Here is a 12,571-nt window from a genome sequence, read left to right as displayed (position 1 = left end):
CGCGCAGGGCCGCGTTTTGCAGCGTGCTCGCCATCCCGCGGGGGAGTGCTTCAGCGTTCCAGCCCTGCGCGGTGTTCCTCATAGTGGATGGCCGTGATGACCGCCGCGCGCCGGAAGGGTTCCGGCGGCATCCAGTTGGGCTCGCCGAGGCTCTGGACGTCCGAGAGTTCTTGTGACTGCTCGCCCATGATCATTTCGGCAAGGAGCTTGCCATAGATTGAGCCCTTGAGCACGCCGGCGCCGTTGCAGCCCAGTGAGGCGTAAATATCCTTGCCCACTGGCCCGAAGTAGGCGGCTCCGTTGCGGGTCAGCGCCGTCACGCCGCCCCACACGTATTCGAATTCGTGGCTCTCGAGCGCGGGGTATCGGCGGCGGTAGTAATCCGTGAGCATGGCGCGGACCTTTTCCATGGGCTGCGCGGTCTCGTAGGAATAGGCACTGCGGACCATGAAGCGCCGATTCTGGATCTTGCGCAGGGTCGTGCCCAGGCGATTGGCGGGGATGAGGCCCCACTCGACGCCTGCTCCGTGGAGTGCCAGGTGCTCGTCGTCCATCTCGGGCGTCATGCCGGCGTAGGTAAAGATGATGACGAGTCGGTCACGCGCGAAGCCCAGGCGTTTGGCGAATCCATTGTTGGCGAGCACCAGTTTTCCCGCACGCACTTGTCCACCGGGGATGTAGACATCGTAAGGGCCTTTGCCGCGAATTTCGCTCACGGGGTTGTCCTCGCGCAGTTCTACGTTGGGCGGCAGCGTGTCGGCGAGGCCCCGGACGAAGGCGGCCGGCTGGATGAAAATGTTGTGTCCGGTGCGGATGCCGTAGCGGTAGTAATGCGAACCCGTGACGGCTGCCAGTTCAGTGCCTGAGAGCTCCTGACATTCGATGGCGCAGTCCTTGTAATGCGCGGCTGCGGCTCTCAGGCCCGCCTCGCCGTGGCGCGTGGCCGCACCATGGTATTTGCCCGCGACGTTCCATGCGCAATCTATCCCGTGGGTCTGCACGATATCTTGCAGCCAGCGTACGCCGGCTTCATAGACACGGGTCTGCTTGCGCATCACTTCGGTCGGACCTGTGTGGCCTGAAAGCTTGGTGTTGTGCGGCAGGCTGATGATGAAGCCGGAGTTGCGCGCCGAAGAGCCTTCGCCCACTTCGGAGGATTCCAGCACCAGCACCTGCTTGCCCGGGTTCAGCTCGGCCAGGCGTCGAGCGGCGGCCAGGCCGGTGTAGCCGGCGCCGATGATGACGAAATCGTAAGCCGCCTCGGCAGGGCGGCCGACGGCGGGTTGCCTCTTGGGCAGAAGTGCGTTCCACCCCGATTGGTTCTCGTAGATGGGGTAGGTAGCGGTACGCGGCACGACAGACTCCTTGGACGGAAGAAATGGGCCACCCGGCGAATATTTCTGGTGCGACGCGCCCGGGGTAGGCTCAGTGGGGGGTGTCGCGATTGAAAAGTGTGCGCGGGTCAACTTTGCCGTTCGAGGCTTTTCATGACTTCCGCCTGTACCGTCGCCCAGATCCGCGATTTCAGACCGGTGTATTTCTCGCTGAGCTGCACGTCGGCATTGCGCGGATGTGGCAGGTCGTTATGGATGTCTTGCACGACACGTCCCGGGTGTGCGCCGAGAATCACGATGCGCGTCGACAGCAGGATCGCCTCGTCGATGGAGTGCGTGATGAAGACGATGGTCTTCTGGCTTTTCTCGTAGATAGAGACGAGCTGTTCCTGCAATACCTGTCGCGTCATGGCGTCCAGTGCCGCGAAGGGTTCATCGAGCAGGATCACGTCCGGGTCGTTGGCAAGCACCCGGGCGATGGAGACGCGCTGGCGCATGCCGCCCGAGAGCGCCTTCGGGAAGGCGTGGACGAAGTCCGTCAGCCCGACCATCTCGATGTACTTCATCGCGTGGGCCTCGCGTTCGCGTTTGCCGACCCCGCGCAGCTTCAGCCCGAAGGCCACGTTCTCGATGACTGTCATCCACGGGAAGAGGGCGTATTGCTGGAACACCATGCCGCTGCTCGGGTCGACGTCCTTCACCTCGTGGCCGTTGACGAGAATGCGCCCGGACGTGGGGGGCGTGAAACCTGCGATAAGATTGATGAGTGTGGATTTGCCGCAGCCCGACGCACCCAGGAGCACGAGGAACTCGCCCTTTCGCACTTCCAAATCGATGCCCTGCAGGACTTCGAGGTTGCCGAACTTCTTGCCGACGTTTTCAATGTGTATCATTGCCATGTTCGCGTTTCCTAGCGTTGCCAGGCGAGCAGCCGATTTTCGATGACGCGCCAGATGACATCGATGATGAGCACGGTGATGCTGATCATCACCATGCCGAGCACGACCGTGTCGGTCTGAAAAAACTCCTTGCCGTTCATGATCATGAAGCCGAGGCCCGTTTTTGCCGCCACGAGTTCCGCGGAGATCACGCAGGTCCAGGACAGCCCCAGGATGATCTTGAAGCCACTGATGATCTGGGCCATGCTGGCCGGCAGGATCACCTCGCGCATGACTTGCACCGGTGATGCGCCCAGATTGCGGGCGGCCAGGATCAGGACAGGGTCCACGTTGCGCGTGGCTTCGATGACATAGAGTAGGGCCGGCGCAATCGTCCCCATGAAGACAATGCTGTACTTTTGCGTCTCGGTGATCCCGAACCACAGCAATGAGAGCGGGATCCAGCTCATGGAAGGCAGGGGGCGCAACAACGAGATGAAGGGGTCGAAGACTGCGCAGAATCGCCGCGAGGTACCCAGCACGACCCCGAGCGGGATGGACACGACAACGGCGGCTAAGAAGCCCACCATCACGCGCCGAGTCGAAGCCCAGATGTTGATGGCCAGCGTACCGCTTTCGGTGTCCTGTATGCCCCGCAGCAGCACGTCTGACGGCGCGGGTAGGAAAATGGGGTCGACGAGCCCGGTGCGGCATGCGAACTCCCAGATGGCAAGAAACACCAGCACGGAAACGGCGCTGATGGTGATCAGGTTTCTCTTCTTCTCTTTCATGGTGGAGCCCAGGGCGACGTGTGGCGGCGCGATGTATTCGACGGAAGATGTTTGCGATGGATGGGGCGCCCCGTGTGAATGTGTGCCCCGGCGTCTGGATCAGACGAACCTGGGCGTAATCCAGTCACTCACCTTGGGGGCCTTGTCGATCTGCTTGTAGGTCACGAGCATGTCCGCGAGGGCCTGAAGGCCGGTCACGAATTTGCCGCTGGGGTTGAGCAGGTCCTTTTGCTGCGCAAGATCGTACCAATCTGCGTCGCGCACGGTTTTTGCCTGCTCGGCTTCGCTCAGGCTGGTGAGTGTCGTGAGAATCTTTGCGCACTCATCCGGTTTGTCGCGCAGTTGCAGGCAGGCGTTGAAGTAGGCGCCCATGAAGTGTTTCAGGCCCTGCGGGTGTTTCTTCTCGTAGGCGGTGCGCACGACCAGTACGTCGGGGCCCGGCGTGACGCCATATTTCTTGTAGAGGCTGAAGCTGGTGTCGTCGAAGAGCAGCTTCATGCTGGGCGTCGCCTTGATCGTGTTGAAGTAGGGAGTCCAGGTCGCGCAGGCGTCGATCTGCTTAGCCTTGAGGGCGGCTGGAATTTCGGGAGCGCCCACGTTCACCACGCTCACGTCCTTGTCCGGGACGAGCCCGTGGCTCGCGAGCAGATCAAGCACCAGCAGGTGGCTGCTGGAGGCGAAGGTCGTGCCGATGGTCTTGCCTTTGAGGTCTTCGATGGAGTTGACGCTGTCGTGCATGAACAGGCCTTCGACGCGCCCGAAGTTTTCGGGGATGCCGATGATCTGGAACTGTCGCGCGCCCCGCGCCATGAGTGCGATAGCCGAGACCACCCCGGTGCCGGCGATGTCGATGTTGCCGGCCATGAGCGCCGTGAGACGCGCGGACGATGTGCCGAACGATTCCCACTTGAGGTCGACCCCAGCCCGCTTGAAGCCGCCGTCCTTCATGCCGACGTAGGCCGGATAGTGGCCGAGCCAGGCCGAGCCTCCGTAGGTGACCGGTGTGGAACTCTCTTTGGCGAGCGCGGTGCGCGCAAGCCCCAGGGGTAAAGCCGCACCGGCGGCGACGGAAGCCGCGGAAGTGAGGAAATGTCTGCGCGTATAACGGTGGCTCATTGAGTGTCTCCTTGGTGGTTGGTTATGTGACATGCGGAATCTTCATCCAGGGCATGTACTGTTTGATGGCCGGTAGCACGTGTTGGTCAAGCGCGCTCCGGCTGCTGCGAAAAATTTGCTCCGCAGCCTCCTCGTTCTCGCCCTCGCGGTAGATGAGGTAGATCATGCGTAGGAGGGCGGGGCCCGGCAGGGGCAGCAGGGCGATGTGATCCAGGTGGGCGGCTCCCTGGATGACGCATAGCGGCGAGGTGATGGCCCACCCCAGGTCGTTGGCAATCATGGCGAGTACGACGTCCGCAGTGTCGATTTCGACAAAGTTCGGGACGCTCACCGCGCATCGGCGCAGATGGCGCTCGATTTTGTCGCCGAAGTGCGAACGCGCGCTGAACCGTATGAAGGGAAGTGCGCGGGCGCAGCTATTCAGATCCAGCCCCTGGAACTGGTCGGCGCGGTGACGCGGCACGGCTATCAGAAACGGCTCCTGGAAGAGCGGAAGCCTCATCAGGCCATCGACGTCGTCGTTGCGGTCCGAGGTGATGATGAGGTCGAGCTGGCGGTTCAGGAGGCCCCGCGCGTGCGTGTTTGCGAGCCCCGACCAGGCCCGGATATGGTCGGTGCTCTTCACCATGTCCTTGAGCAGATAGGGGCCCACGGTGGCCGAGAATGAGTCAATCATTCCCAGACGCACCTCGACGTGGCTCAGAAGGGCCGCTTCGCGGGTCTGCGCGATGAGCTTGTCCATGTCGGCCACGATCTGACAGGCGCTACGATTGAGTGACACCCCGGCTTGCGTGAGACGCAGGGGCCGCTTGGTGCGGTCGACGATATGGGCCCCGACAGTGCGCTCTACCGCGGAGATGGCCTGCGAGACGGCTGACTGCGTCAGGCTGAGCGTCTTTGCCGCTTCCGTGAAGCTGCCGCTCACGGCTACGGCCATCACCACGCGCAGCGCGCGGATATCCAGCGATTGAGCATCATTCGAGGTCATGGTGGACCAGCCCCCTGAAACACCGGACACAGTCACCCACTTAAAATAGCAAGTAGGCATACGACTGTGTTTATGACCAACAGCAAGCAGGAAGTGATGGAATTACTGACCCAGCCGGAGCGTCGGCGGCGCTGGTCGGTGGAACAGAAGCTGGCCATGGTGCGCGAGAGCAACGAGCCTGGTCAGACGGTTTCGATGGTGGCGCGCCGCCATGGTGTGAACCCGAACCAGCTGTTTCACTGGCGCAAACTGTACCAGGACGGCGGCTTGTCGGCAGTGGATGCTGGCGAGCAGGTGGTCGCGGCCTCGGAGCTTGCCGACGCGCTCAAGCAGATCCGGGAGCTGCAGCGCATGCTGGGCAAGAAGACCATGGAGAACGAGATTTTGCGCGAAGCGGTGGAGTACGGCCGCTCAAAAAAATGGATTGCGCGCTCGCCCTCGTTGCCAGGGGAAGACCGGTGAAGCGGGTCTGTGAAGTCCTCGGCGTGGCGCGCTCGAACATGGCAGTCAGGCTGGCACGATCAGCGGATTGGCGCGATGGCCGCACGGCCCGCCCGACGCAGGATACGAAGTTGGTCGAAGAGATTCATGAGCATATTGGTCAGTTGCCCAGCTACGGCTATCGGCGAGTCTGGGCGCTGGTGCGGCGAGAGCGGGAGCAGCGGCTGGAGCCGCCGGTCAACGCCAAACGGGTCTACCGGGTGATGCGCGACCATGGCCTGCTGCTGGAACGTCGCCGGCAGCCCCAGGCGCCTGCGCGGTGCCACGATGGGCAGATCGCCGTCCTGCGCAGCAATCAGCGCTGGTGCTCTGACGGGTTCGAGTTCCGCTGTGATGATGGCAGCCCCTTGCGGGTGACCTTTGCCCTGGACTGCTGCGACCGTGAAGCGATGAGTTGGTCGGCGACCACCGCTGGTCATAGTGGCGACGTGGTGCGCAATGTGATGCTGGCGGCGCTGGAACACCGGTTCGGCAATACCGATCGGACGCCGCAGCAGATCGAGTGGCTGAGCGATAATGGCTCGGGCTACATCGCATCAAAGACGCGAGAGTTCGCCAGACGCATTGGCCTGAAACCGCTGACCACGCCCGTGCGCAGCCCCCAGAGCAATGGCATGGCCGAGAGCTTCGTGAAGACAATCAAGCGTGACTATGTCGCCTTCATGCCCAAGCCCGATGTGTCCACGGCGTTGCAGAATCTGGCGATTGCCTTCGAGCATTACAACGAGCGGCATCCCCACAGTGCGCTGAAATACCGGTCTCCCAGGGAGTTCAGGCGCCATCAGGATTTATCAACCCAAGGGTGATTCTGTGTCCGGTAATACGGGGGCAAATCCACATGGCTTGATCCATAAGTAGATAATAATGTGAGCGAAGGTCCACCCAGTTGCTATTATCATAGTATTAGTGATTCTAATAATCATGTTTGGGTTTCGCCGTATTGGCTGCCGGCTTCGCGGACCAGACAGCAACCTCTTCCATGCGTGAGATCCGCTCATGGCCGCCACCGTCATTCTTGCGTTGCACCTTGCCGTCATCGCCTTCAACGCGGCGGGCTGCATTCTTGTCCCCGTGGGCGCGCTTCGTGGCTGGCGTTGGGTCCGTGTGTTCTGGTGGCGCATGGCGCATCTTGCAAGCCTGGCGATCGTTGCCCTGCAAGCGCTTCTGGGCCGGGTGTGCTTCCTGACGACCTGGCAGGCCGACCTGTCAGGTTCGGGCCGCACGCAGCCACTCATTGCGGGCTGGATCAACCACCTGTTCTATCTGCCGCTGCCGCTTTGGGTATTTTCCGCAGCCTATGTCGTCATGTTCGCGTATGTCGTCGGGCTTTGGGTGTGGGTACGCCCGCACTGACCGGGCACCCTATATTTAAGATTGGCCCCGGGGAGTGGGCGAACGAGTGGGCGAGCGCCTACCGTTGGCTGTGAACAACCTGCTGGGTTTAGACAGCTAGACTTCGGAAATTTCGAGTACGGGGGGAGGGGGCCATGCGCTTCTCCAAAGGAAGTCTGCTGGGAAAGTGCTGTTTCCCGGCATTGATCGCCTCTTCCTCGGGCCGCTGTTTATAACGGGTACATCTGAGATTCCATCGCGGCGATTTGCCAGGCCCGGAAATCTAATACTAGAGGGTTTGGGTCGATTCACCCGGCATCAGCAACTTGCCGTAAAGCCCGCTCGAAGGTTTCGGGGGCCTGGCCGCCCTGGATCAAGTGACGGTCGTTCAGGATGATGGAAGGGACGGAATTGATACCCTGCTGGGTATAGAAACGTTCGCGGGCTCGTACTTCTGCCGAGTACTCGTCAGAATCCAGAAGCTCGCGCGCGCGATCCTGGTTCAACCCCGACTCGCGGCACAACCTGATCAGAGTCTCGTGATGGCCGGGATTCTCGCCGTCAGTGAAGTACGCCTTCAAGAGCGCATGCTTCAAGGCCAGTTGATGGCCTTCGAGACCGGCCCAGTGCAGCAACCGGTGCGCATCGAAAGTGTTGTAGGTGCGTGTGCGTTTGTCCATGTTGAAGGTGAAGCCGACCTCGCGGCCCCGTGCCGTGATGGCTTCGCCATTGTGGTGGACCTGTTCCGGCGTCATGCCGTACTTGCGCGATAGGCGCTCGACGGTATTCTGCCCCTGGGGTGGCATGTCCGGGTTCAGCTCAAAGGGTTGGAAATGAAGCTCCGCCTCGATTTCGCCATCGATCTTGGACAATGTGGACGACGACAATTATCTTGAGCGGTTGGCGCGCACCGTAGGGACGCGGAATGTGATGGGGGTTTTACAGTGATTGCCTCGATAGGGAGGCGGTCCATGCCCGGCAAACGCATCACGGATCATCAGATGACCCAATACAAGAAATTGCGCGTGACCCACGGTCAGGAGACATCGGCCGCAAAAGTTGGTATCAGCGTAGCCAGTGCCCGGCGCCTGGAGGGGCGCGACCGCCCGCCTTCGCAGCGCACGGAACGCCATTGGCGTACACGAGCTGATCCGCTGTCCGAGGTGTGGGTCAGCGAGATCGTGCCGATGCTGCAGGCGGAGCCGGACTTGATGACGGTGACGATACTCGAGGAGCTGCAGCCCCGCCACCCGGGGCGGCTGGGCGATTCGAAGCTCAGGACGCTGCAGCGACCCCTATCGCGGACGGAGGTCGCTTTACTCCGAATTTTTGTCAGCCCCTGCCTGCCTTTCAGAAGAGCTTACGCTAGCTTGCCGGACAGGTAGTGAAACCTTGATTCGAACTCATGATGCTAATATGTAAATCCAATGTAGCGTGCCGCACACACGCAGGGTCGAATGTTGTCCGGTAAATTTGGGTCGGCAATCTTTATGCTCATATTAATAAGCTCTTTATTAGTTGTTGACGGATCTCGACGAAGGGAGCTGCGTTAGCTATTTTGGTAGTGTTGCGCTCACCCGCGTCACCAAGGCAATTCACCAATCTACGTTATATATGAATAAGAAGGAAACCTATGCGGCTTAAATATCTATCAATAAGCGGATTATTTGGAAAAAAGCATGTGGACTGTGCGTTCAACAGCGACCTTAACATATTGACTGGCCGTAATGGGTCTGGGAAGACAACAATTCTGAAGCTTGCTTGGTTCATCATGAGTGGCAACATTCTTCTCGCTTTGAAAGAGATAGACTTCAAGACCTGTTCTATTGTGACTGATAAATATTCATGCACCGTGATTAGAACAGGCCCTGTCTATTGCCGTGTCGAGCTTGAAATGAACGGAGAAAAGCGCGTCTATGAAGACGACGCGACCAGTGATGATATATTCTCCGAGTCCGCTGAAGACAAGGCAAATCCGGTAATAAGCTCTATCGGAGGCTCCATCTTCTTTCCCACCTTTAGACGAATCGAGGGTGGGTTCTCCATGAACTCCTCAGTAGCGACTCCTCGCACAAGGAGCTCACGAGCGGAGTCCGAAGTGAATGAAGCGCTCGCTGCTCTTTCGAGAAATCTGACTAACGACAATCACACTTTTGTGGCCTCGATAGCTACCCAGGATATCTCAACCCTGCTATTGCGAAAACACGCACTAATCTCTGAAGAAATCAATGCGTTTCAGGGCGAGGTTTCTAGGAGCGTAATTGATAAAATTCGACATTACGAAAGTACACAAACCGTTAAACAGGATGCGGATACTCTCCTTTCGGAAACTCGCACAGAAATCGAAAAGATAGAGCAGCACCGCTCTGCCTCGATGCAGCCGCTAGACGCGATTCGCGATCTAGCGGAGAGGCTCTTTCAGCATTCTGGAATTTCGTTTCGTAAGCGGCTTAGTTTCGGAGATGCCGCAGAGGCCGTGAGTAGCGATGCGTTATCGGCGGGGGAAAAGCAAATGTTGAGTTTCATTTGCTATAACGCATTTCATAAGAATTCTGTGGTCTTTATTGATGAACCAGAATTGAGCCTCCATGTGGATTGGCAGCGACAACTCTACTCGATTCTGAATTCGCAAGGCTCCGGAAATCAGTTTATTTTTGCAACACACTCTCCTTTTATTTATGGGAAATATCCTGATAAGGAAGTAGCTCTTAGCGAAGACAGAGGTGATAAAAATGGCGAGTGAGAAGCCGCGGCCGACGGTAGACGAACTATTTGAATTATTGAAACGCAGCGGGCTGCCAACAATACTGGTGGAAGGCAAAGACGACATAATTTTCTACAGAAATGTTGAACAAGGCCTAAGCAAACTAGGACTGGATGTATTGCCCGCGGGGAACAAAGACGCGGTACTAAAGTTGCTCTATAAGCTTCATGAACAGCATGTTAAAAATCCCATAATATTTATTGTTGACAATGATCTCTGGGTGCATTCTGGAAAGGACGTTAATGATGCAAGGTTGATAACTACGGAAGGTTACTCAGTTGAAAACGACATATTTTCCGATGGTGATCTCTGTGCCCTCTTGAACGAACGCGAGCTAGTCACATTTCAGGCTGAGCTCCAGCGTTTTATCCGGTGGTACGCTCTCGCAGTAAGTAGACAGCTTCGGGGTATCCCATGTGAATTTCGTACGCATCCAAAAAAAGTACTAGAGTCGCCTGAGTTCTGTGAGCAGCAACTTAAACTGTTCGACGGCGAAACGTACCCGGCTGATTTGTATAACGAGATTACCTCGAACTACCAGAGGCTTTTGCGTGGAAAATCTCTATTTGGCCTATTGCTTCGGCAACTCTCCGGAGCACATCGCAAGACCAAGTTCGGAGTACACCAGCTTATGGAGTTTGGGGCCTCACGCAAAGGAGAGAAATATGATCGTATCTGTACTTTGGTTCGCGAAGCATTCTCTAAATCAAAAGTAAATCCGATTTCATCCGGTGCGGCAGTAACAGAATCGGATTTTTCTAAAAACCACATAGCGTGTTGATAATTAAAATGCTAGCTGGGCTTGTGTATTATTCGCTGAGGCGGTGCAGGTTCTGCTGGGGCCTTACAATGCCACCAGGGTCGGCTTCTTCGGTACGCCGAGGTCAGAGTTCTCCTATATGAGCCGCCTCGAGAGCGTCGAGCGGCTTCAGGCTGGCATCCGCCAATACATCCACTACTACAATCACGAACGTATCAGGACAAAACTAAAAGACCGGAGTCCAGTGCAATACCGAACTCCGGCCTTGGCCGCCTAATCCGCCACCGTCCAACTTCTGAGGGTTAGTTCAAATAAGCAGACACGTATGCTCTATCGGATACCGGAACGGCTCAAGATGCGTTCTCCGGACAGATACGATTCTCTGTCTAGTTGTTTGGCACCGAGGTTCTCGGTTCAACGGAGAGTACGGGGTGTACCGATGGAGACAGGTATACACGCGCTAGATTCCTAGGCCGTGTAAACGTATGGTCGTTACCGTCCGGCGAACACACATTGACGGTCGCCGTCAGGCGGCCGCAGTTCTTTCTCAGGCGGGCTGCCAGCGATGCGGCAGCAGCTCCCCGATCCGGCTGTTCGGATGCGTGGGCAGTCGCGTGAGCACGTCCTTCAGATACGCATAAGGGTCGTGGCCGTTCAGTTTGGCCGATTGCACCAGGCTCATGACGGCGGCCGCCCGTTTGCCGGCCCGCAAGGAACCCGCAAACAACCAGTTATGGCGGCCCACGGCGATGGGCCGGATCTGCTGTTCGATCCGGTTGTTGTCGATGGGAAGCCACCCGTCGTCCAGGTAACGGGTCAATGCCCCCCAGCGCTTGAGGCTGTAGTCCAAGGCTCGTGCCGTGCCTGAGCCCTCCGGCACGCGGGAGCGCTGCGCGAGTAGCCAGGCGTGGTATTTGTCGGCCAGCGGCCTTGCAGTCCGCTGTCGCCGCGTCAGCCGTTCATCGGGGGACAGGTCGCGCACCTCGCGCTCGATGGCGTACAGGCCGCCGATGTATTCCAGCGCCTGCGCGGCCAGCGGGCTTTGGCTGGCCGCGTGCAGATCGAAGAACTTGCGCCGGGCGTGCGCCATGCAGCCCACCTCGGTGATCCCTTGGGTGAAGCACGCCTTGTAGCCGACGTAATCGTCGCACACGAGGCTCCCGGTCCAGTCGCCGAAGAACTCCCGGGCGTGCGCGCCGGCCCGTCCTTCGGTGAAGTCGTAGACGACAGCCCGCAGGTCCTCGAAGGCGCCCGACGCGTAGGCCCACAGGTACGCCTTGTGCGTGGCGCGGCTACCGGGCTTGAGCAACCTGACCGGCGTCTCGTCGGCATGCAGCACGCGGTGCGAGAGGATCTCCTCGCGCAGCGCCGCGACCAATGGTTGCAGCGCAAAGCCGCAGGCACCGACCCACTCAGCCAGCGTTGATCGCGCAATGCGCAGACCCGCCCGGGCAAAGATGCCTTCCTGGCGGTGCAGCGGCAGGTGGTCGGCGTACTTGGCCACCAGCACATGGGCCATCAGGCGGGGCGTGGCCAAGCCCTTGTCGATCACGTAGGCCGGCATCGGCGCCTGGGTGATTCGCTCGCACCGTGGGCAGGCCAGGATCGGGCGCACGTGGCGCTCGACGGTAAAGGCGCCGGGCGTGTAATCCAACTTCTCGCTCACCTCATCGCGCACGAACTTCAATTGGCAGCCACAGGTGCAGGTGGCATTGTGCGGTTCGTGGCGGATCTCGATGCGGGGCAGCTGCGGGGGCAGTGTCGCGCGCCTGGGTTGGTCCTTGGGTTCGGAGGGCGGTGTGGTCTGAGGGTTCAGTGCCGCCAGTTGCGCCTCGATCTCAACCAGGTCCTCATCGACCGCGTCTTCCAGAAGGCTGTCCTGCACACCGGGCGGCAGCTGTTCGCCGCGCTTGCCAAACCGGAAGCGGCGCAGCATCGCGATCTCTAAGGTCAGGCGCTCGTTCAGGGTCTTGGTCGAGAGCAATTCCTGCGATCTGCGCGCGAGCTCTTGATCCTTGTCCCGCAGCGTCACCATGAGGCTCGCGGCCAGCGCGCGCAGTTGCGCGGCGTCCATGTGCGACAGTGCTTCGGGTGCCTCGGTCGTCAT

Annotated in this window: 13 protein-coding genes; 6 read left to right on the top strand and 7 right to left on the bottom strand. The window is 59.1% G+C overall.

Annotation, left to right across the window (positions count from 1 at the left end):
* Positions 1-50: 50 nt before the first annotated feature.
* From ACVCMJ_RS11200 to ACVCMJ_RS11180, 5 genes are all read right to left on the bottom strand, one after another.
* On the bottom strand, positions 51-1,355 hold the full coding sequence (locus ACVCMJ_RS11200) for an NAD(P)/FAD-dependent oxidoreductase (protein WP_447081486.1): 1,305 nt from the start codon (positions 1,353-1,355) through the stop codon (positions 51-53).
* A gap of 107 nt (positions 1,356-1,462) precedes the next feature.
* Entirely contained in the window at positions 1,463-2,227 is a 765-nt protein-coding gene (locus ACVCMJ_RS11195) for an ABC transporter ATP-binding protein (protein WP_447082580.1), read from the bottom strand.
* 17 nt (positions 2,228-2,244) lie between these two features.
* Complete coding sequence (locus ACVCMJ_RS11190) at positions 2,245-3,015, bottom strand: ABC transporter permease (RefSeq protein ID WP_447082579.1); 771 nt, start codon at positions 3,013-3,015, stop codon at positions 2,245-2,247.
* Positions 3,016-3,102: 87 nt separating this feature from the next.
* Positions 3,103-4,119, bottom strand: a complete 1,017-nt coding sequence (locus ACVCMJ_RS11185) for an ABC transporter substrate-binding protein (RefSeq protein ID WP_447081485.1) — start codon at positions 4,117-4,119, stop codon at positions 3,103-3,105.
* 22 nt (positions 4,120-4,141) lie between these two features.
* Positions 4,142-5,107: a LysR family transcriptional regulator gene (locus tag ACVCMJ_RS11180; protein WP_447081484.1), complete on the bottom strand. Its 966-nt coding sequence runs from the start codon at positions 5,105-5,107 to the stop codon at positions 4,142-4,144.
* A gap of 96 nt (positions 5,108-5,203) precedes the next feature.
* Here ACVCMJ_RS11180 and ACVCMJ_RS11175 point away from each other — a divergent pair.
* Positions 5,204-6,414, top strand: a protein-coding gene (locus tag ACVCMJ_RS11175) for an IS3 family transposase (protein WP_447082578.1) whose coding sequence is annotated in 2 segments (ribosomal slippage) — positions 5,204-5,519 and positions 5,519-6,414 — 1,212 coding nt in all. Because the reading frame shifts where the segments join, the coding sequence is not laid out codon by codon here.
* A 190-nt stretch (positions 6,415-6,604) separates the two neighbouring features.
* On the top strand, positions 6,605-6,961 hold the full coding sequence (locus ACVCMJ_RS11170) for a DUF2784 domain-containing protein (protein WP_447081483.1): 357 nt from the start codon (positions 6,605-6,607) through the stop codon (positions 6,959-6,961).
* Positions 6,962-7,248: 287 nt separating this feature from the next.
* Here ACVCMJ_RS11170 and ACVCMJ_RS11165 read toward each other — a convergent pair whose 3' ends face one another.
* The gene (locus tag ACVCMJ_RS11165) at positions 7,249-7,827 is read right to left on the bottom strand and encodes a DsbA family oxidoreductase (protein WP_447081482.1); all 579 of its coding nucleotides are present in this window, start codon (positions 7,825-7,827) and stop codon (positions 7,249-7,251) included.
* A gap of 84 nt (positions 7,828-7,911) precedes the next feature.
* Between ACVCMJ_RS11165 and ACVCMJ_RS11160 the strand changes: the two genes are divergently transcribed.
* From ACVCMJ_RS11160 to ACVCMJ_RS11145, 4 genes are all read left to right on the top strand, one after another.
* Positions 7,912-8,325, top strand: a complete 414-nt coding sequence (locus ACVCMJ_RS11160) for a hypothetical protein (RefSeq protein ID WP_447081481.1) — start codon at positions 7,912-7,914, stop codon at positions 8,323-8,325.
* A gap of 248 nt (positions 8,326-8,573) precedes the next feature.
* Positions 8,574-9,683 carry an AAA family ATPase gene (locus tag ACVCMJ_RS11155; RefSeq protein ID WP_447081480.1) on the top strand — a complete coding sequence of 370 codons (1,110 nt, stop codon included), beginning with the start codon at positions 8,574-8,576 and terminating at the stop codon, positions 9,681-9,683.
* Positions 9,673-10,485, top strand: a complete 813-nt coding sequence (locus ACVCMJ_RS11150; RefSeq protein ID WP_447081479.1) for a DUF4435 domain-containing protein — start codon at positions 9,673-9,675, stop codon at positions 10,483-10,485. The genes ACVCMJ_RS11155 and ACVCMJ_RS11150 overlap by 11 nt, the downstream gene beginning before the upstream one ends.
* Before the next feature lie 118 nt (positions 10,486-10,603).
* On the top strand, positions 10,604-10,741 hold the full coding sequence (locus ACVCMJ_RS11145) for an IS3 family transposase (protein ID WP_447082729.1): 138 nt from the start codon (positions 10,604-10,606) through the stop codon (positions 10,739-10,741).
* Positions 10,742-11,011: 270 nt separating this feature from the next.
* On the opposite strand, the gene tnpC is transcribed toward ACVCMJ_RS11145, so the two are convergent.
* Entirely contained in the window at positions 11,012-12,571 is a 1,560-nt protein-coding gene (tnpC, locus tag ACVCMJ_RS11140) for an IS66 family transposase (RefSeq protein WP_447081477.1), read from the bottom strand.

It is taken from the genome of Castellaniella sp. UC4447_H14 (genome assembly GCF_052978285.1).
This window is presented reverse-complemented; position numbering and strand designations above follow the sequence as displayed.

What these genes read in the sequence shown, in the direction of transcription:
- ACVCMJ_RS11150 (WP_447081479.1), top strand. Translation starts at nt 9,673, where the DNA reads ATGGCGAGTGAGAAGCCGCGGCCGACGGTAGACGAACTATTTGAATTA.
- ACVCMJ_RS11145 (WP_447082729.1), top strand. Translation starts at nt 10,604, where the DNA reads ATGAGCCGCCTCGAGAGCGTCGAGCGGCTTCAGGCTGGCATCCGCCAA.
- ACVCMJ_RS11185 (WP_447081485.1), bottom strand. Translation starts at nt 4,119, where the DNA reads ATGAGCCACCGTTATACGCGCAGACATTTCCTCACTTCCGCGGCTTCC.
- ACVCMJ_RS11155 (WP_447081480.1), top strand. Translation starts at nt 8,574, where the DNA reads ATGCGGCTTAAATATCTATCAATAAGCGGATTATTTGGAAAAAAGCAT.
- ACVCMJ_RS11170 (WP_447081483.1), top strand. Translation starts at nt 6,605, where the DNA reads ATGGCCGCCACCGTCATTCTTGCGTTGCACCTTGCCGTCATCGCCTTC.
- ACVCMJ_RS11180 (WP_447081484.1), bottom strand. Translation starts at nt 5,107, where the DNA reads ATGACCTCGAATGATGCTCAATCGCTGGATATCCGCGCGCTGCGCGTG.
- tnpC (WP_447081477.1), bottom strand. Translation starts at nt 12,571, where the DNA reads ATGACGACCGAGGCACCCGAAGCACTGTCGCACATGGACGCCGCGCAA.
- ACVCMJ_RS11160 (WP_447081481.1), top strand. Translation starts at nt 7,912, where the DNA reads ATGCCCGGCAAACGCATCACGGATCATCAGATGACCCAATACAAGAAA.
- ACVCMJ_RS11195 (WP_447082580.1), bottom strand. Translation starts at nt 2,227, where the DNA reads ATGATACACATTGAAAACGTCGGCAAGAAGTTCGGCAACCTCGAAGTC.